17 protein-coding genes are annotated in these 17,816 nt (G+C 61.0%); 7 read left to right on the plus strand and 10 right to left on the minus strand.

All coding sequences use genetic code 11. The annotated features are described in order from the left end of the window. Positions 1–170 precede the first annotated feature (170 nt). The 3 genes from QFX16_RS21685 (at position 171) to xopAW (ending at position 3,074) form a co-directional block, all read left to right on the plus strand. On the plus strand, positions 171–929 hold the full coding sequence (locus QFX16_RS21685; RefSeq protein WP_283181288.1) for a response regulator: 759 nt from the start codon (positions 171–173) through the stop codon (positions 927–929). Beyond that, on the plus strand, positions 929–1,981 hold the full coding sequence (locus QFX16_RS21690; RefSeq protein ID WP_283181289.1) for a sensor histidine kinase: 1,053 nt from the start codon (positions 929–931) through the stop codon (positions 1,979–1,981). Before QFX16_RS21685 ends, QFX16_RS21690 begins: the two co-directional genes overlap by 1 nt. 244 nt (positions 1,982–2,225) lie before the next feature. Further along, positions 2,226–3,074 carry an EF-hand domain-containing protein gene (gene xopAW, locus QFX16_RS21695; protein ID WP_283181290.1) on the plus strand — a complete coding sequence of 283 codons (849 nt, stop codon included), beginning with the start codon at positions 2,226–2,228 and terminating at the stop codon, positions 3,072–3,074. A 142-nt stretch (positions 3,075–3,216) separates the two neighbouring features. Here the strand turns inward: xopAW and QFX16_RS21700 are convergent, their stop codons facing one another. The 10 genes from QFX16_RS21700 to QFX16_RS21745 all read right to left on the minus strand — a co-directional run bounded on the left by QFX16_RS21700 (position 3,217) and on the right by QFX16_RS21745 (position 11,897). After that, positions 3,217–4,272 carry an AI-2E family transporter gene (locus QFX16_RS21700; protein WP_095132397.1) on the minus strand — a complete coding sequence of 352 codons (1,056 nt, stop codon included), beginning with the start codon at positions 4,270–4,272 and terminating at the stop codon, positions 3,217–3,219. A 69-nt stretch (positions 4,273–4,341) separates the two neighbouring features. Next, a complete protein-coding gene (locus QFX16_RS21705; RefSeq protein WP_283181291.1) occupies positions 4,342–5,148 on the minus strand; it encodes a DUF4892 domain-containing protein in 807 nt (268 codons plus the stop codon). A gap of 8 nt (positions 5,149–5,156) precedes the next feature. Next, positions 5,157–5,816 carry a glutathione S-transferase family protein gene (locus QFX16_RS21710; protein WP_056745055.1) on the minus strand — a complete coding sequence of 220 codons (660 nt, stop codon included), beginning with the start codon at positions 5,814–5,816 and terminating at the stop codon, positions 5,157–5,159. Between the two features lie 50 nt (positions 5,817–5,866). After that, complete coding sequence (locus QFX16_RS21715; RefSeq protein ID WP_283181292.1) at positions 5,867–6,721, minus strand: alpha/beta hydrolase; 855 nt, start codon at positions 6,719–6,721, stop codon at positions 5,867–5,869. Then, on the minus strand, positions 6,718–7,524 hold the full coding sequence (locus QFX16_RS21720) for an alpha/beta fold hydrolase (protein ID WP_283181293.1): 807 nt from the start codon (positions 7,522–7,524) through the stop codon (positions 6,718–6,720). Before QFX16_RS21720 ends, QFX16_RS21715 begins: the two co-directional genes overlap by 4 nt. 307 nt (positions 7,525–7,831) lie before the next feature. Next, positions 7,832–8,275 carry a hotdog fold thioesterase gene (locus QFX16_RS21725; protein ID WP_283181294.1) on the minus strand — a complete coding sequence of 148 codons (444 nt, stop codon included), beginning with the start codon at positions 8,273–8,275 and terminating at the stop codon, positions 7,832–7,834. 32 nt (positions 8,276–8,307) lie between these two features. After that, complete coding sequence (locus QFX16_RS21730; RefSeq protein ID WP_283181295.1) at positions 8,308–9,975, minus strand: AMP-binding protein; 1,668 nt, start codon at positions 9,973–9,975, stop codon at positions 8,308–8,310. A gap of 68 nt (positions 9,976–10,043) precedes the next feature. Beyond that, positions 10,044–10,496: a phosphohistidine phosphatase SixA gene (gene sixA, locus QFX16_RS21735; RefSeq protein WP_283181296.1), complete on the minus strand. Its 453-nt coding sequence runs from the start codon at positions 10,494–10,496 to the stop codon at positions 10,044–10,046. Next, positions 10,493–10,840, minus strand: coding sequence for a DUF4389 domain-containing protein (locus QFX16_RS21740; RefSeq protein ID WP_008087808.1), 348 nt, complete (start codon positions 10,838–10,840; stop codon positions 10,493–10,495). The genes sixA and QFX16_RS21740 overlap by 4 nt, the downstream gene beginning before the upstream one ends. Positions 10,841–10,871: 31 nt before the next feature. After that, the gene (locus QFX16_RS21745) at positions 10,872–11,897 is read right to left on the minus strand and encodes an NAD(P)H-dependent glycerol-3-phosphate dehydrogenase (protein ID WP_134419054.1); all 1,026 of its coding nucleotides are present in this window, start codon (positions 11,895–11,897) and stop codon (positions 10,872–10,874) included. 196 nt (positions 11,898–12,093) lie between these two features. Between QFX16_RS21745 and QFX16_RS21750 the strand changes: the two genes are divergently transcribed. The 4 genes from QFX16_RS21750 (at position 12,094) to fabA (ending at position 17,812) form a co-directional block, all read left to right on the plus strand. Then, entirely contained in the window at positions 12,094–14,217 is a 2,124-nt protein-coding gene (locus QFX16_RS21750; protein ID WP_283181297.1) for a TonB-dependent receptor plug domain-containing protein, read from the plus strand. A 1-nt stretch (position 14,218) separates the two neighbouring features. Further along, entirely contained in the window at positions 14,219–15,151 is a 933-nt protein-coding gene (locus tag QFX16_RS21755) for an ABC transporter substrate-binding protein (RefSeq protein WP_283181298.1), read from the plus strand. Beyond that, positions 15,148–17,049: an ATP-binding protein gene (locus tag QFX16_RS21760; RefSeq protein ID WP_283181299.1), complete on the plus strand. Its 1,902-nt coding sequence runs from the start codon at positions 15,148–15,150 to the stop codon at positions 17,047–17,049. The genes QFX16_RS21755 and QFX16_RS21760 overlap by 4 nt, the downstream gene beginning before the upstream one ends. Positions 17,050–17,296: 247 nt before the next feature. Further along, positions 17,297–17,812 (plus strand): 3-hydroxyacyl-[acyl-carrier-protein] dehydratase FabA, encoded by a 516-nt coding sequence (gene fabA, locus QFX16_RS21765; RefSeq protein WP_008148022.1) that lies wholly within the window; start codon positions 17,297–17,299, stop codon positions 17,810–17,812. Positions 17,813–17,816 lie beyond the last annotated feature (4 nt).

The following is a 17,816-nucleotide window of genomic DNA, read 5'->3' on the forward strand; positions in this document are numbered from 1 at the left end:
GTCGAGTCAGATACACACATGACACGCCTGCAACACCCTTCAACGTTACCTTCGGCAGCCGCAACACGTCCTACAGCACTTCCCGCCTCCGGGCCGGACGCCTATGCTGAAACCACAACCTCGCAGCCCATCTTTGTGGTTGGCAGCCTACCTGGCAGATGAACGCACACATGCACAACCTCCACGCACCTGTGAACGACGATCAAAAAGCGCCCGGCGATGACAAACGCTGGAGCATTCGCGCCCTGATCGTCGACGATGACGTCCCGATCCGCGAACTGATGATCGACTATCTGGCCCGGTTCAACATTCACGCCAGCGGCGTCACCGAAGGCGCCGCGATGCGCCTGGCGCTGCAAGCAGAGCATTTCGACGTGGTGGTGCTCGACTTGATGCTGCCCGGCGAAGACGGTTTGTCGCTGTGCCGCTGGCTACGCGCCGAATCGGACATCCCGATTCTGATGCTCACCGCCCGCTGCGAACCCACCGACCGGATCATCGGCCTGGAGCTGGGTGCCGACGACTACATGGCCAAGCCGTTCGAACCGCGAGAGTTGGTGGCGCGCATCCAGACGATCCTGCGCCGGGTACGCGACGATCGCACTGAGCAACGGGCCAACATCCGTTTCGACAACTGGCGCCTGAACAGCGTGCTGCGCCAATTGATCGCCGCTGATGGCCTGGTGGTGCCGCTGTCCAACGCCGAGTTCCGTTTGCTCTGGGTGTTCATCGAACGTCCGCGCCGGGTACTCAGCCGCGAACAACTGCTGGATGCCGCTCGCGGTCGCTCGATCGAAGCCTTTGATCGCAGCATCGACTTGCTGGTCTCGCGCCTGCGCCAGAAACTCGGTGATGACCCGAAAGCCCCGCAACTGATCAAAACCGTTCGCGGTGAGGGTTACCTGTTCGACGCCCGAGACATCGGCTGATGCGTGTGCGCTTCGATACGCTCTTCGGCCGCCTGTTTGGCATGCTGCTGGTGGCGATCATCCTGGCGCACTTGTTGGCGTTTTTCTGGTTTCACTATTACGGCCCGCCGCCCCCCCCTCCGCCGCCGGGGTTTTCCGAAAACTTCGACGGACAGCGCCCGCCAATGGACCCGCGCTTCGGAAATCGGCCACCGCGGCCGTGGTTCGGCGGCCCGTTGGTACCGCTGACCTTTCAACTGGTCTCGCTGATCATCGCCGCCTGGTACGGAGCCAAACTGCTGAGCCGACCGATCCAGCGCCTGAGCGATGCCGCCGAGCGACTGAGCGAAAACCTCGACAGCCCGCCGCTGGATGAGTCCGGCCCACGGGAAGCACGGCAAGCGGCGCACACCTTCAACAAGATGCAGCAACGCATTCGGGAACAGGTACAGCAACGCTCGCGGATGCTTGGCGCCGTCTCCCACGACCTGCGCACGCCGCTGTCGCGGCTCAAGCTGCGACTGGAGCAGATCGACGACAACAAACTGCAAGGCCAGATGCGCCAGGATCTGGACGACATGATTGGCATGCTCGACGCCACCCTCACTTACCTGCATGAACAGCGGACCAGTGAAATTGTGCAATGGATGGATGTGCAGGCGCTGGTTGAATCCCTGAGTGAAAACGCCCAGGACCAGGGCGCCGATGTTCTGACCAGCGGCCACTGCGCGCCGCTGCAAGTGCAGCCGATGGCCTTGCGTTCGTGCATCAACAACCTGCTGGACAATGCCCTGCGTTATGCCGGGCAGGCCATGATTACGCTTGAAGACACGCGCGAAACCCTGGTGATCCGGGTCATCGACCATGGGCCGGGTATTGCGGCGGATAAACGTGAAGCCGTGTTCGAGCCGTTCTTTCGTCTGGAAGGATCGCGCAACCGCAACTCCGGTGGCGTCGGACTGGGCATGACCATCGCCCGCGAAGCGGCCGAACGCCTGGGTGGGCAGTTGAGCCTGGAAGAAACGCCCGGTGGTGGATTGACCGCCGTTATCCGCTTGCCTCGATCCTTGTAGCTGGCGAAGCCTGCGTTCGGCTGCGCAGCAGTCGCTAGACCAGCCATCGCGGTGTTTCAGGGCGATTGATGTGGCAGGATTTACGACTGCTTCGCAGCCGAACGCAGGCTTCGCCAGCTGCTACACGGATCTGTCGTGCTCTGTGTACCGCTTGGTACAAACCTCACATACCCACGACATCTTGCCCCTTGAGGCTGCATAAGCCGGTGCACCCACCGGCTATCCATTCCAAGGAGTGAGCGCAATGATCGGTAGCGTCAGCAGTTACACGAGCTATACCAGCACCAGCAGCACCACGACCAGCACCGCCCGCAACCAGCAATTTCAGAAAGAATTGCTCGCCAAACTCGACAGCAACAGCGACGGCGCGGTGGATCAGGATGAACTCAAGAGCGCCCTGTCGCAGAAAACCGACGACGGTCTGCTGGTCAGCCTGAGCAAGAATTTCGCCGACCTGGACAGCGACGACAGCGGCAGCCTGAGCAGTAAAGAGATGGCCGCGATGGCCCCTCCGCCGCCACCGCCACGGGACCAGGCACCGAACACCGAACTGGCTGACGCGCTGATCAGCGCCCTGGACGCCGACGGTGACGGCGCCATCAGCAGCGATGAACTGAGCAACGGCCTGGCAAACGCCGGCAGCAGCGCCAACAGCACAGAAATCTTCTCATCTCTGGACAAGAACGAAGACGGCACTGTCAGCCAGGACGAACTCGCCGCCAGCCTCGCCCCGCCTCCGCCGCCCCCTCAACAAGTGTCCAGCGAAGAACTGTTCAGCCAGCTCGATGCGGACAGCGACGGCAGTGTCAGCGCCACCGAACTGACCAGCGCGTTGCAGACCAGCAGCACCTCATCGACCAGCACCGACACCAGCGCCGCGTTGCTCAAAGTGCTGGATAGCGACAGCAGTGGCGGCGTTAGCAGCGACGAGTTGAACGCGGCGTTGCAAGCCGGCCACGAGCGAAACACCGACAGCTCCACCGATCAGTCGAACGTGACCGAAGCCCTGAACAAAATGATCGCCAACCTGAGCAAGCAGTATTCGCTCGACAACGTGGCGACCGTGGGTAAGTACCTGAACGTCGCAACCTGAGTCAAAAGCATCGCGAGCAGGCTCGCTCCCACTGTTGATCTGCATTGATCACATAATTTGTTATCGATACAAAATCAATGTGGGAGCGAGCCTGCTCCGGGCGGCGTTCCGACGAAGGGGCCCTAAGCTTCAACCAAAAATCTCAGGGCCGGCGATCCTCAACCCGAGCCTGACTCTTGCTCCAGTCGTTCAGCAGGCTGTAAGCCACCGCCAACAACGTCGGGCCGATAAACAAGCCAATAAACCCGAAGGCAATCAGCCCGCCAAACACCCCGAGCAGGACAATCACCAACGGCAAGTTCCCGCCCCGGCTGATCAGGTACGGTTTGAGCACGTTGTCGACGCCACTGATGATGAACATCCCCCAAATTCCGAGGAACACCGCCATCCCGTACTCACCCTTCCAGGCCAGCCAGGCCGTGGCCGGAATCCACACCAGCGGCGGCCCCATCGGAATCAGGCTCAACAAAAACGTGACGATCCCCAGCACCAGCGCCCCGGGCACCCCGGCAATCAAAAACCCGATCAACGCCAGAACCGCCTGGGCCGCCGCCGTCCCTATCACGCCGTTCACCACCCGCTGCACCGTGCCCGCCACCAATTCAATGTAATACCCGGCACGGTCACCAATCAGACGTTCCAGCAACCCGTGAACAAACGCCGCCAGACGCGGCCCGTCACGGTAGAAAAAGAACACGAAGACGATACTCAACGTCAGCTCAAGTATCCCGCCGCCAATCTGCGCACTGCGCGCCAGCAGCCAATTGCCGACTTGGCCCAGGTAAGGTTTGACCGCCAGCATCATCGCTGCGCCCTGCTGATCGATACTGTTCCAGACCCCGACCAACCGCTCACCCACCAAGGGAATACTGCCCAGCCAGGTCGGCGCTTCCGGCAGTCCGTCGACCTGCACATCCTTGATGAACGCCGTGGCATCGCGCACATGGTCCGCGAGGTTGAACCCCAGCCAAACCAACGGCAACGCCACCAGCAACATCCAGCCCAGCGTCAGCACTGCGGCCGCCAGAGATTCGCGACCATTAAGCAAACGCGTCAGCAAACGCATCAGCGGCCAGCTGGCAAACGCCAGCACCGCGCCCCAGAACAGCGCCGACCAGAACGGCGCCATCACCCAGAAGCTCGCGCCAAACAGCACCAGGAGCAGGATCTGCACCAATAGCCGATCGTTATTGATCATCTAAATCTCGAAAAAAGTCAGTCCGCCAAAGAGTAGGCGAACGCAGTGTCTGCGTTCGCCTGATAAAGCTTACCGCAACAGTTCGATGTGCAAGCCAGCGCCGTCGACACTGCCGGCTTCCATCCTGGCGGTACGCACACCCTGCCCGATCAGTGCCTGACGCCAGGCTTCGGCCTTCGGCCCCGAAACACTGACCCGCAACGTGGTATCCAGATTCAGCCCACGAGAGATCAGGCGCAGCCAGGTTTCGTCAGGATCGCCGGTCAATTTGGGGAAATCGAGTTCACCGGTACTTTTGAGCTCTCGAAGCAAGGTTGCGGAAGTCGGCAGCAAATCACCCAGTGGCGCAGCGGCGTTGAACTGTTCGACGTGCAGATACGCTTTGCGATTGCCGCGCGTGATGCTGTAAAGCGCCACCAGCGTGTTGTCCTGTGGGGCCGCCAGGCGCAACAGCAAGTACGCTTGCTGATCATCAGCGCCATAAAGCTTGGCATTGCCAAAGACATCATTGGCCCACAGGCTGCTTTCGCCGCAATCACGGGCCTGGCACCAGAACAGCAACTGGGCGTCCTGCTTCTGCAAGGCTTCACGAGCGGCGGTGAAGGCCTCGGTGGAGGAATGCTCCGGTGGCAACTCGTAGGTCACCGAAGTGGTTTGCCCTCGGGCAGCGACCTGGCCGTCAAAGCGCAACTGGCCGCTGATTTTGCGGATCGAGCCCAGTGGATAGATCCGCTCAAGTTCGGCGACCGGACGATAGTCAACGATCTGCGCATCGGCCATACGCGGCACGATCGGCAGGTCCTGACTGCCCGGAATATCGGCGGCAAATAACAACGGACTGAAGCAACACAGCGCCAGCAGACTGAGTGAACGCATGGATAGACTCATCGGATCAGCATGGCCTGGGCACCCTTGATGATACTGGCGTCATCGATGCGCTCAGGCACCAGCAAACCGCGCTGTACCGCCGGACGCGCCTCCATGGTTGCCATCCAGCGCTGCAGGGCCGGCAAACCGTCGACCTCGACACCCGACCACTCATGGCCACGGACCCACGGATAAGTGGCGATGTCGGCAATGCTGTATTCACCGGCCAGAAACTCCACGGCTTGCAGGCGCGTGTCGAGCACTTCATAGAGGCGGCGGGTTTCATGTTGATAGCGGTCGATGGCGCCCTGGAGCTTCTCCGGGAAATAACGGAAAAACACGTTGGCCTGACCCTGCATCGGGCCGATTCCACCCATCTGGAACATCAGCCATTGCAGGACCACTGAACGCCCCTTGGGGTCTTTTGGCAGCAGTTTGCCGCTCAGTTCAGCCAGGTAAATCAGGATCGCGCCGGATTCAAACACGGCGAAATCGCCGTTGGCGCGGTCGACAATCGCCGGAATCCGGCCATTGGGATTGATCTTGAGGAAGCCCTCGGACTTCTGTTCCTTTTTGTCGAAACTCAAGGCGTGCACCGTGTAGGGCAGGCCGAGTTCCTCGAGCACGATAGAGACCTTGTGGCCATTCGGGGTCGCAGCGGTGTAGAGATCTATCATGGTTGTCTCCCATTTCAACCCGCCCAGCCTCGACAGTTGCCCGGCGCAAGTCAAGGAACGGCGAAAAACCGATTGAAACAGTCTGCGACAAGGTCGGCGCCGGGTTCGTCATTCAGGTGCAAATGATGACCTCCAGGCAGCTGTTCACGGCTAAAGGGTAGACGTTCCAGCAACTCGGGATGTTTGGCGAGCATGCCGTCGGCAGCCACCACCAGTTTTGCAGGACAACTGACCCGCTGGACGAAGGCCATCGCCTGTTCAGGAGTCAGACGCAGCGGCGACGGTAACGTCAGGCGGTTATCGGTGCGCCAGGTATAACCGCCCGGCACCGGCATCAATCCACGTTGGGCCAGCAGTTCTGCGGCTTCGCGACTGACAGCGACCAAGCCTTTCATGCGCGCCTCGATGGCCCGGTCGAGGGTGTTGTAGACCGGTTTGCGCTTCTCCCGCAAATCCAGCTGCGCTTGCAGGGCCATGCCCATCCGTTCGGCAGCGTTTTCGCCTTTGTCTGTAGGAGGAATGATGCCGTCGATCAACGCCAGATGGGTCACGCGCTCCGGCAACGAACCGGCCAGCACCAGCGAAACGATCGCGCCCATGGAATGCCCCAGCAGGCCAAAGCGCTTCCAGCCCAATTGCTCGGCCACTTGCAGCACGTCATGGGCGTAGTCCCACAGTGCGTAACCGGCCCCGGTCGGCCGATGCCCGGAATGACCGTGACCAGCCATGTCCAGCGCGATAATGCGCAAGCCTTTGAGCTTCGGCGCCAGCCGGGCGAAGCTGTTGGCGTTGTCCAGCCAACCATGCAAGGCGATCACCGGCATGCCGTCTTCGGGGCCGAACAAGTGCGCTGCCAACTCGATGTGCGGCAGGCTCAGGCGAACTTCTTCAACGACGTTGCTCATGCGTAATCCTGTTGGCGGCGACCGTCCCAACGGCTGAACAGGTTCTTCAACAGCGTGGCCGTGTCCTGGGGACGTTCGAGGGGAAACATGTGGCCGCCCGGCATGGTCAGGGACTCGCCCAGCGGCAAGCGCCCCACGAGGCTTGCGTGATGGCGCATCACCACCCGACTCTTGTGCCCGCGAACCACCGCCAGCGGCACTTTCAGTTGCCGTGTGCGGCCGGGACTGGTGTGCGGCACGCCACGGTAGATACTGATTTCCGTGGCCGGGTCGAAGCGCAGGCGCAGCTTGTCGCCCACCTTGTGCAAGCCGTGTTGCAGGTAAGCGTCGAAGCACTCCGGGTCGAAACTGCGAAACAGGGTTTTGCCAGCGAAGTAGAGTCGGGCCGCTTCCAGATCAGCGAACTCTTCGCGCCGTCCCAATGTACGGCCGGCCGGGGTCAGGCGATCGATGAAACCGAAACGTTTGGCGGCGCGAATCACCCATTGATCAGCGCGGGTCAGCACCGGCGAATCAAGCATCACCACGCCGCGATAGAGCTCGGGACACCGCAACGCTGCGTGCAGATGCAGCACGCCACCGAAGGAATGGCCGACGCCCCACACCGGTTCCGGTTGCTGTTTGAGGTGATGGATCAGCTCATCGACCAGGTTGTACCAGTTGTCGTCCGCCGGAAAACGCGGGTCGTGGGCGTGCTGCTGCAGATGCGTCACCTGATACTCGGGCGCCAGCGCCGCGAACAACTTGCCGTAGGTGCCCGAGGGGAAGCCGTTGGCGTGGGCGAAAAATATCTGTTGCGACATACCGGTGATCCATCAACGAAAACAAGGGTTGATTGTCCGTAAGACGACGTCCTGCAGCAATGACCGTAAGTGCCAGGAATGATGACAGTCCGGTCATGGGAATGGCGTGTCAGATGAATCCACCCCTCACCCCAGCCCTCTCCCCAAGGGGGAGAGGGGTAAAGGGAGCAGATCTGCACTGGCTTCTAGACCTGAGTTCGACTCAATATCTCAGGTCGATGTAACTCGAAAGCACACCTCGGTCAGTCCCCTCTCCCTCCGGGAGAGGGTTAGGGTGAGGGGCGGCCTCAATTGAAGAAACACACTCTCAACGCGCCGGTGGATTCTCACCCAATGGCACTACCGCCATGGTCAACCGCGACACACAGCTAGCCTTCCCCTCATCGCTGCTCAACCGGATATCCCAAACATGTGTCGTGCGGCCAATGTGAATCGGCTTGGCTACCGCCGTGACCCGCCCACTGCGCAAGCCGCGCAAATGGTTGGCGTTGATTTCCAGGCCCACGCAGTAAAACTTGCTGGCGTCGATGCACAGGTAACTGGCCATCGAGCCGACCGTTTCGGCCAGCACCACCGAGGCGCCGCCGTGCAGCAAGCCGTAAGGCTGGTGAGTGCGATGGTCGATGACCATGCTCGCAGTCAGGGACTCGTCGTCGAAGGCTTCGAAGCGAATATCCAGCACGTCGCCGATGGTGTTTTTCTGGATTGCGTTCAACTGTTCAATGTTGGGATGGGTACGCCACAAGCTCATTGCTGACATCCTTTGTTGGTTTTATTCGTGACTCAATCCTGCCACAGCACCGCTTCGCTGCGCTCGCTCCATTCTTCGAAGCGGGCACCGTAGGTGGCTTCGATCACGTTGCGCTTGATCTTCAGGGTCGGCGTCAGGAAGCCGTTTTCCACCGCCCAACTGTCCTTGACCACCACCAGTCGACGCAAGCGCTCATGTTTGTCGAGGACGCCGTTGACCTCCTCCAGAAGTTTTTCGAGGCTTGAATGCAGGCCCGCCCTCGCCGTTCCGCTGGCGTCCTGCTGACCGACCGCCGAGAGCACGCACAAACCCAGCGGCGCGCTCAGGCCATCGCCCACCACGCAAACCTGCTCGATGCGCGAATGCTCCGCCAGACGATTTTCGATCGGTGCCGGGGCGACGTATTTGCCTTTGCTGGTCTTGAATATTTCCTTCAGTCGCCCGGTCAGGCGCAAGTTGCCTTCGGCGTCCTCCTCGCCCTTGTCGCCGGTGCGCAGGAAGCCGTCCTCGGTGATGGTTTCGGCGGTTTTCTCAGGCTCCTTGAAATACCCGAGCATGGTCGCGCCGCTGCGCACCATGACCTCGCCCGACTCGGCGATCCGCACCTCGACCTCCGGGCAGGGCTTGCCGATCCAGCCGGGTTTGTTCTGGCCCGGCCGGCAAACGTGCGAATAGCCGCAGCTTTCGGTCATGCCGTAGACCTCCAGCACATCCAGCCCCAGTTTGCGGTACCACAGCAGCAAGGTCAGCGGCACTGGCGCGGCGCCGGACAAGGCGATGCGCAAGGCATCCAGCCCGAGCCCGGCAAGGACTTTGTGGCCGACCCGCTTGCCGATGATCGGCAGACCCAGCAGGAAGTCGAGGCGTTTTGCCGGGATCTTGCTGTACACGCCCATCTGGAATTTGGTCCAGATCCTTGGCACGCCGAACAACGCGGTAGGACGTGCGCGGCGCAAATCGGTCAGGAAGGTGTCGAGGCTCTCGGCAAAAAATACCGTTTGCCCGGTGTAGATCGACGCCAGCTCGACGAACATCCGCTCGGCGACATGGCACAGCGGCAGGTAGGACAGCAACCGATCTGACTCATTCAGGCCGAATAACTGCGTGCCGCGTGTGGTGGCAAACCCCAGATTGGCGAAACTGTGCATCACGCCTTTGGGCATGCCGGTGGTGCCGGAGGTGTAAATGATGGTCGCCAACTGGTCGGCGGACGGCTTGGGATCGTCCTGGATCGGTGAACTCTTTTGCAGGTCGACCCAGCTGAAATCGAACGTGCCGGTTGGATGCAACGGCAGGCTGATCGTCGGCAGATCGGGGCTGATCCCGCGAGACATGCCTGGCCAGTCATCGAGTTTGCCGATGAACACCAGCGCCGCTTCGGAATGTTCAAGGACCTGGGCCACGGTCTCGGCGGTGAGGTTCGGGTAGAGCGGCACCGACACATGACCGGCCATCCAGATCGCCAGGTCGGCGATGATCCAGTGCGCGCAGTTTTTCGAGATCAGGGCGATGTGGCTGCCTTGGGGCAATTCGCGCGCGCGCAACCAATGCGCGGCGCAACGCGCCTGATGACCGACGTCGGCCCAGGTCAGCGTCTCGACTTGCCCGCCGCCGATGGGCTGGACCAAAAAGCGCTGGTGGGGATGGCGCGCTTCACGCTCGTAGAAAACGTCCAGCGGCAAACGGAAAGCAGCAGGCATGCGACTCGCTCCTTTATTTTTGGTCTGGAGCAAGCGTAGTCAACCAAGCAGTTGCTCGGTTGACTATTTTACGGGTGCTTAATGCCGGTGAGCTTCATCGCTCCGGCCAGCGGGCCTTCGCCTTCAAGTTCTGCAAGGCCGGCAGTTTTCACCGCCTCCGGGGCCTGCACATGGCCGTGCTGCAAGTAACCCAACAGGTTACCCACCAGTGGGTTATGGCTGACCAGTAGCGCATGATCCACAGACACCAACTGTTCCGCCACCGCTTGCGGGCGGTTGTCGGGGGTCAGCCAGTCGACGGTGCGAATCTCCGGCGCGAAATTCAGCGCGGTACGCACAATTTCTGCGGTCTCCTGCGCTCGCAGGTAAGGACTGGCATAGATCGCGGTCAGCGGCTTGCCGGCCAGTTCGGCGGCAGTGCGCAGCACTTCTTCACGACCATGGGCAGTCAGTGCCCGTTCCGAATCAGGACGCTTGCCGTGTGGCTCGGCTTCACCATGACGCAGTATCCAGAGTTTCATAGCTTGGGCTCCTCATCTCGGACCGGGTGTGGTGCCGGCGCCACAGCGTGCGGCGCTTCACCTTCCGGTGTACGCGGCGTCGGCCAGTCGGCGAACGGCCAGGGCTTCTGGTCACTGTGGAAACTGCCGAATCGACCGATCTGCGCCAGGAACTGGCTCAGGCTGTCGCCGAAGTTCATCAGGCTGGCGCTTGGGGCGCCATAGATCAAACGATAGATCAGTTGAACCAACACCACGGCGCCGAGGATGAATTGCGCCACTTGCCATACCAGCACGTAGACGATCATCCACAACACGCGCAGCAGGATGGATTCGTACTTGGCTTCTGTTTTCGGATCGTTCATGTCTCGCTCCCTGCCCCTGTCAATTGAGTGCTCAGTTGAAACCACTGGTGGAAATAAAGTCGACGTCGGTTTTCGGCTCGGCACGCATCAATAGACCGATCACCTGCTCCAGCGTGCGCCCTTCGAACAGAATGGCGTGCAGCCCGGCGACCAGCGGCATGTACACGCCCACCTCCTGAGCCTTGGCCTTGAGCACCTTGAGGGTGTTCACGCCTTCAGCGACTTCGCCCAGGCGCGTCACTGCATCTTCCAGGCTCAAGCCCTGGCCGAGGGCGAATCCGACCTGGTAATTACGGCTTTTCGGCGACGAGCAGGTGACGATCAAATCGCCGACGCCCGCCAAACCGAGGAAGGTCATCGGGTTGGCGCCCTGATTCACCGCAAAGCGGGTCATTTCTGCCAGCGCCCGGGTGATCAGCATGCTCTTGGTGTTTTCGCCCATGCCCAGCGCCACCGCCATGCCGGCGATGATCGCGTAAACGTTTTTCAACGCGCCGCCCAGCTCCACGCCGAAGCGGTCGGCGCTGGCGTACACGCGAAAGGTCCGGCCATGCAACGCTTCCTGGACCCGCTGGCAGAGTTCTTCGTCTTCGCTGGCGACCACCGTGGCAGTCAGCGCGTGTTCGGCGATTTCACGGGCCAGGTTCGGCCCGGACAGCACGCCGATGCGCGCTTGCGGGGCGATCTCTTCGAGGATTTCGCTCATCAGTTTGAAGGTGTGGGCTTCGATGCCTTTGGTCAGGCTCACCAGCAATTTGCCGCTCAAACGTTCGGCGTGCGGCATCAATACCGAGCGCAGCGCGCTGGACGGCAGTGCGACGAAGCACAAGTCGCAGGCTTGCAGAGTGGCCAGCAGGTCGGTGACCGCTTCCACGGCCGGCAGAATCTTGATGCCTTTGAGGTAACGCGGGTTCTCGCGATTGACCCGAATGGCCTCGGCCTGCTCGGGGTCACGCATCCACAGCCGGACCTGATGCCCGTTCTCGGCCAGCAGATTAGCCACGGCGGTACCAAAACTTCCGCCTCCCAGGACCGCAATTGGGCGCTGTTCAGTCATATGCAATCCGTTAATCCATACCAGTGGCGATGACGGCATTATACGGAGCGGCCCAGTGGCGGCCAGTCCCCGTATCAATTACCGGCACTTGTAGGAAGAAGACCAAGAAAACCGACGAAAATGCCCACAACGTGACTGGAAAAGTCGTTGCGCTCGGTTAACATGCGCGCCAATTGTTCGCTATCAAGGATGTGTTGTGTCGTTTGGCTCTCCATCACCTCGCTCGCCACTGGTACTGGTGCTGATTTTCAGCTCGCCATTGCTTGCCGACGACTTGTTCCTCGACAGCGAGCCGCTGCCGCAAGTATTGACCGCGACGCGGCTCAAGCAGTCGCCGGCCGCGGTACCGGGGAGCATGACGGTGATCGACAGCGAACTGATCAACGCCAGTGGCGCCCGGGACATCAGTGAGTTGCTGCGACTGGTGCCGGGGATGATGGTCGGCAACATCAGCGGTAACCAGGCGGCGGTGAACTATCACGGCACCAACGCGACCGAAGCGCGACGCATGCAAGTGTTGATCGATGGCCGCTCGGTGTATCGCGCAGGCCTGGCCACCGTGGACTGGAGTGACATTCCGGTGGCCCTGGAAGACATCGAACGCATCGAAGTTTTCCGCGGCCCGAACACTGTCAGCTATGGCGCCAATGCGCTGATGGCGGTGGTCAACATCATCACGCGCAACCCGGCCGACAGCCACGGCACGCGGCTGAAAGTCACCCGTGGGCAGCGCGGCATCGACGACTTTTACGCCAGCCAGGGCGTGGGCTGGGACGGCGGCGGCCTGCGCCTGTCACTGTCCGGCCAGCAAGACGACGGCTTCGATTCGGACCGTAACGGCGCCGACTACCGCGACAGCCGCCGCTTGAACCGTTTCAACCTCGCCGTCAGCCAAACGCTCACTGAAAACCAGAGCATCGACTGGCAATTGAATGCCAAGGACGGGAGCAACCAGCGTCCGTATACCTACCGCCCGGTCTTCTCGGGGATTACCGCTGCAGGGAACAATTCCGACGTCATCGCCAAGGACTACGCCGGCTCGCTGCGCTGGAACCTCGACATCAATCCCGATCACAGCCTTTACATCCAGGGCTCGGCGCAACACTGGGATCGTCAGCAGACCTGGCGTGCCTGCGATGCCGAGGTTTCGTTCAGCCCGCAGCTGACCGAGCTCTGGCAGCTCAACCCGAATTACACCGAACGCCTGGCGCGCAACATGGAGCGCTACACCGGCCCCGGCGCGCCCGCAGGTGACCCGACCCAGCGCGCACTGGCCAATCAAGTGCTGGACCAATGGCGAAACGGCGCCCGACAAACCCTCTGCGGTGATATCGACCAAAGCGCCCGGGAGTCGCGCTACGACCTCGAAGTGCAGGACACCCTCAGCCTGTCCGACAGTCTGCGGCTGGTCAGCGGCATGAACTATCGTTACGACCGGGCAGATTCCAAGACCTACTTCAATGGCACCCTCGACGACACCACCTGGCGGGCGTTCGGCCAACTCGAGTGGCGCGCCACCGAGCATTGGTTGCTGCAGGGCGGTGCGATGTTCGAAGACACGCACTTGATTGGCAGTTCGCTCACCCCGCGGGTGGCGGTCAACTACCTGATCAACCCGCGCCATGGCCTGCGGGCGGTGTACTCGGAAGCCATCCGCTCGCCGGACATGTTTGAGAACAACGTCAACTGGAGTTATCAGGTAAAGAACCTGCGACCCAGTGCCTATGGCCAGTCCAGTGCCCGTTATTTCGTCAAGACCCGTGGCCCCGGCGACCTCGAACAGGAACACATGCGTTCCCGGGAACTGGGCTACAACGGCTACTTTGCCAAAGTGGGGCTGGCGGTCGATGTGAAGCTGTTCTACGACGAAATCACCGGGATGATCAGCGAACCGCTGCGCAACAATCAGTACATCGCCAGCAACTCAAACAGCGCGCGCTTCTCCGGGGCAGAAACCCAGCTCGACTGGAGAATCAGCAGCGCCGATCGCCTGCGTCTGACCTATGCCTACGTCGATGCCGAGGCGAGCAACCCGCAGGATGCACAACAGACGGCTCGAAACAGCGGGTCCGTCGGTTGGCTGCGCAACTGGGGCCACGGCTGGAACAGCGCGCTCTTCTACTATGGTGACGATGCCCTGAACGGCTATCGCTTCGAACGGGTCGATACGCGCATCGCCAAACGCATCGGCCTGGGCAAGGCCAGCCTGGAGTTGGCCGGTGTGCTCCAGCAACGCCTCGACAGCCAGCCCACTACCTTCGTCGACAACAACTACGACGAGCGCCGGGTGCTTTACTTCAGCGCAGAGCTGGCGTTCTAAGATGCTCTATAGCCCGTCACGCAAGACGCCAATCCTTGGCCGCCTGCTGGCCGGGTTGTGCCTGGTGCTTGCCGGACTGCTGAGCAGCCTGGCGGCCACCGCCGCGGACATTTTGCTGACCGGCGCCGAGGACAGCCCGGGCATGCAATCCTTCACTCAGGCCTTGAGCGCTTTGCGGCCTGCCGATAACGTGCACTTCCAGCCGCTGGCCAGTCTGCCGGCGCCAGGCAAACTGCCCGCCGGCACCCGTTTGATTCTGCTCGACCTGCCGAGCCTCGACTGGCGCCTGCAAGACACCCAGGGCCCGGCGACGCTGGTGCTGCGCATCAGCCGCCTGCAAGCCCGTCAGCATCTGGGGGCCACCCTGCCCCCGCGTCTCAGCCTGCTCTGGAGCGACCCGCCCCTGGACCGACAATTGCGCCTGACCCGATTGCTGCTGCCTCAGGCCAAACGGGTCGGCGTGCTCTTCGACAGCCACAGCGAATTCCTCTTGAAAGAACTGCATCAGGCCGCCCACTCCTTGGGTCTTGAAGTAGTCACCGAGCGCTGGGATAACACGAACGACAGCCGGCCGTTGCAGGCGTTACTGAAAAACAGCGACGTGTTGCTGGGCCTCGACGACCCCGATCTGTACAACCCGAAAACCGCTAAAAACCTGTTGCTCAGCAGCTATGCACGGCAATTGGCGCTGATCGGCCCTAACGCCGGGTTCGTCAGGGCCGGGAGCCTGGCCAGCACCTACAGCGATCAGAGCGATTGGCTGGCGATACTCGACGAACTGCTCGACCGGCCACCGGCCACGTGGCCACGCACGCACTACCCGCAACGCTTCAAAGTCTTAAGCAACCCGCAAGTGGCTCGTTCATTAGGGATTGAACAGATGAATGAAGCGTCTGTCGCAACACAGTTGGCCGAAGGAGAAAGCCGCCCATGACCTTTCGTCGCCGTTGGGACATCAACACCCGCACGCAGATTATCAGCCTCGGCCCTGCCCTGTTGCTGACGTTGCTGTTGATCAGTTTCTTTACCTTCGTGCGGATCCAGGACCTGCGTCAGGAGCTCAATCACACTGGGCAGCTGATCGCCAACCAACTGGCACCGGCCACCGAATACGGGGTGATCTCGGGCAACAACGAGGTGCTAGACAGTTTGCTCAAGGCCACCCTGGCCACGCCCAATGTGCGCTTTCTGGAAGTCCAGGACAGTGCCAACCGGATTCTGGTGTACGTCGAGCAACCGTCGGAAACCCACAACCGCTCGCACCAGGTCGAAGTGTTCCAGGCCCCGGTGCGGCTGCAACGCATCCAGCTGCACAATGATTTCCTGCAGGGAAGCCGCGTCGCCAACACGGCGTCCTCCGAGGATTATCTGGGTCGGGTGATCGTCGGCCTGTCCAATGACGCCTTCAGCCAGCGTCAGCAGGAAATCCTGCTCAAGGCCGGGATCCTGGCGCTGTTCGCCCTGCTGTTTACTTTTCTGGTCGCCCGGCGCCTGGCCGGCAGCCTTTCGCAACCGATTCGCGACATCGGCAACGCGGTCAAGGCCATTCAGGACGGCGACTACAAAACCCCGCTGCCGATCGTCGACGACACTGAACTGGGCGCGCTGTCGCAACACATCAACAACCTCGCCAACGGGCTCGAACAAGCCAGTCGCGAACAGCATCAAGCGATGGCGCAGTTGATTCAGACTCGCGAGGAAGCGGAAAAGGCCAACAACGCCAAATCCGATTTCCTTGCGATGATGAGCCACGAATTGCGCACGCCGATGAATGGCGTGCTGGGCATGCTGCAACTGCTGGAAACCACCGAGATGACCGAGGAGCAGGTCGAATACGCGGCGCTTGCCTCGGAGTCCACGGAACACCTGCTCAAAGTCATCAACGACATTCTCGATTTCTCGCGCATCGAGCGTTCGGAACTGGAGCTGGAGCACATTCCATTCAACCTCGCAGACCTGATCGGCAGTTGCGCCCAGTCGTTCTCGCACAGCGCCGTGCAACGCGGGCTCGACCTGGCGCTGTCGATTCCGGACGACATGCGCGCGTTGCAGGTGCAGGGCGACCCGACGCGAATCCGGCAGATCCTGGTCAACCTGATCGGCAATGCGCTGAAATTCACCGAACAGGGCCGCGTCAGCATCGAACCGCAATGGCAGTCGCTGGATCACGAATTGCTGTGGTTCACCTGCACCGTGCGCGACAGCGGGATTGGTATCTCGGCTGAACGCCTGGAATTAATGTTCAACGCCTTCCAGCAGGCCGACAGTTCTATTTCGAGGCGATACGGTGGCACCGGGCTGGGCCTGCCGATTGCTCGCACACTGGCTGAACGCATGGGCGGCACGTTGCGCGCCCAGAGCGAGGAAGGTCGCGGCTCGGTGTTCACCCTGGAAATCCCGCTGGCGCTCTATAAACAGACGCTGCCCGTGCTGGCGCCGCGCATACCGACCGGCAGCGGTGATGGAGAAGGGCGCAACGTGTTGCTGGTGGAAGACAATCCGGTCAATCAGACGGTCATCGAAGCAATGTTGCGCAGTCTGGGCTTTACTGTCAGCGTCGTCACCGATGGCGCCCAGGCAGTGCGCAGTGCGGAGAGTCTGATTTTTGAAGCCATTTTGATGGACTGCCGGCTACCGATCATCGACGGCTATGAGGCCACCCGACAGATTCGCCAATTACCCGGCTGCACAGACTTGCCGATCATCGCACTGACTGCCAACGCCTTGCAGGGTGACCGCGAAGCCTGTTTATCGGCGGGAATGAACGATTACCTGGCCAAGCCCTTCAAACGCACAGATTTGCAGCAAATTCTGCAGCGCTGGGTGCAGTAGTGCAGGCCTTTCGGCTATCTGCGACTGGCGTGAAAGGCGAAAGTGCGGCAGTCTTAGGCACCCGAACAGGCCCGAAAAGGGGCTTGAATAATAATTTCAGTGCACAAGTGTACATTCATGTCCTTGGTGCTGTGACTTTCACCACAACGCAATAGTCTATGAGTAGGCTGCTGACTCGAGGCATAAACGCTTCGATCGGCCGGGAAGATTTGCCCCACCTGCCGCATGGGACTATTGAGGAGCTCGCATGACCCAACAAAACGCCTTTACTCGGGAAGACCTGCTGCGCTGCAGTCGCGGTGAGCTGTTCGGCCCAGGTAACGCACAACTGCCCGCCCCGAACATGTTGATGGTGGATCGCATCACCCATATCAGCGCCGAGGGTGGCAAGTACGGCAAGGGTGAATTGGTCGCCGAGCTGGATATCACTCCGGACCTGTGGTTCTTCGCCTGCCACTTCGAAGGTGATCCGGTGATGCCAGGCTGCTTGGGCCTCGACGCCATGTGGCAACTGGTCGGCTTCTTCCTCGGCTGGCAAGGTCTGCCGGGCCGTGGTCGCGCCCTGGGTTCGGGCGAAGTGAAATTCTTCGGTCAGGTTCTGCCGACCGCCAAGAAAGTAACCTATAACATTCAGATCAAGCGCGTACTGAAGGGCAAGCTGAACCTGGCCATCGCCGATGGTTCGGTCAGCGTCGACGGCCGCGAGATCTACACCGCCGAAGGCCTTCGGGTCGGCGTTTTCACCTCCACTGACAACTTCTAAGGGT

Origin of the sequence: Pseudomonas svalbardensis (assembly GCF_030053115.1) — a bacterium.
GTDB classification, from domain to species: domain Bacteria; phylum Pseudomonadota; class Gammaproteobacteria; order Pseudomonadales; family Pseudomonadaceae; genus Aquipseudomonas; species Aquipseudomonas svalbardensis.

Coding starts and splice junctions, on each gene's coding strand:
- QFX16_RS21685 (WP_283181288.1), top strand. CDS start 171: ATGCACAACCTCCACGCACCTGTGAACGACGATCAAAAAGCGCCCGGC.
- QFX16_RS21690 (WP_283181289.1), top strand. CDS start 929: ATGCGTGTGCGCTTCGATACGCTCTTCGGCCGCCTGTTTGGCATGCTG.
- xopAW (WP_283181290.1), top strand. CDS start 2,226: ATGATCGGTAGCGTCAGCAGTTACACGAGCTATACCAGCACCAGCAGC.
- QFX16_RS21700 (WP_095132397.1), bottom strand. CDS start 4,272: ATGATCAATAACGATCGGCTATTGGTGCAGATCCTGCTCCTGGTGCTG.
- QFX16_RS21705 (WP_283181291.1), bottom strand. CDS start 5,148: ATGCGTTCACTCAGTCTGCTGGCGCTGTGTTGCTTCAGTCCGTTGTTA.
- QFX16_RS21710 (WP_056745055.1), bottom strand. CDS start 5,816: ATGATAGATCTCTACACCGCTGCGACCCCGAATGGCCACAAGGTCTCT.
- QFX16_RS21715 (WP_283181292.1), bottom strand. CDS start 6,721: ATGAGCAACGTCGTTGAAGAAGTTCGCCTGAGCCTGCCGCACATCGAG.
- QFX16_RS21720 (WP_283181293.1), bottom strand. CDS start 7,524: ATGTCGCAACAGATATTTTTCGCCCACGCCAACGGCTTCCCCTCGGGC.
- QFX16_RS21725 (WP_283181294.1), bottom strand. CDS start 8,275: ATGAGCTTGTGGCGTACCCATCCCAACATTGAACAGTTGAACGCAATC.
- QFX16_RS21730 (WP_283181295.1), bottom strand. CDS start 9,975: ATGCCTGCTGCTTTCCGTTTGCCGCTGGACGTTTTCTACGAGCGTGAA.
- sixA (WP_283181296.1), bottom strand. CDS start 10,496: ATGAAACTCTGGATACTGCGTCATGGTGAAGCCGAGCCACACGGCAAG.
- QFX16_RS21740 (WP_008087808.1), bottom strand. CDS start 10,840: ATGAACGATCCGAAAACAGAAGCCAAGTACGAATCCATCCTGCTGCGC.
- QFX16_RS21745 (WP_134419054.1), bottom strand. CDS start 11,897: ATGACTGAACAGCGCCCAATTGCGGTCCTGGGAGGCGGAAGTTTTGGT.
- QFX16_RS21755 (WP_283181298.1), top strand. CDS start 14,219: ATGCTCTATAGCCCGTCACGCAAGACGCCAATCCTTGGCCGCCTGCTG.
- QFX16_RS21760 (WP_283181299.1), top strand. CDS start 15,148: ATGACCTTTCGTCGCCGTTGGGACATCAACACCCGCACGCAGATTATC.
- fabA (WP_008148022.1), top strand. CDS start 17,297: ATGACCCAACAAAACGCCTTTACTCGGGAAGACCTGCTGCGCTGCAGT.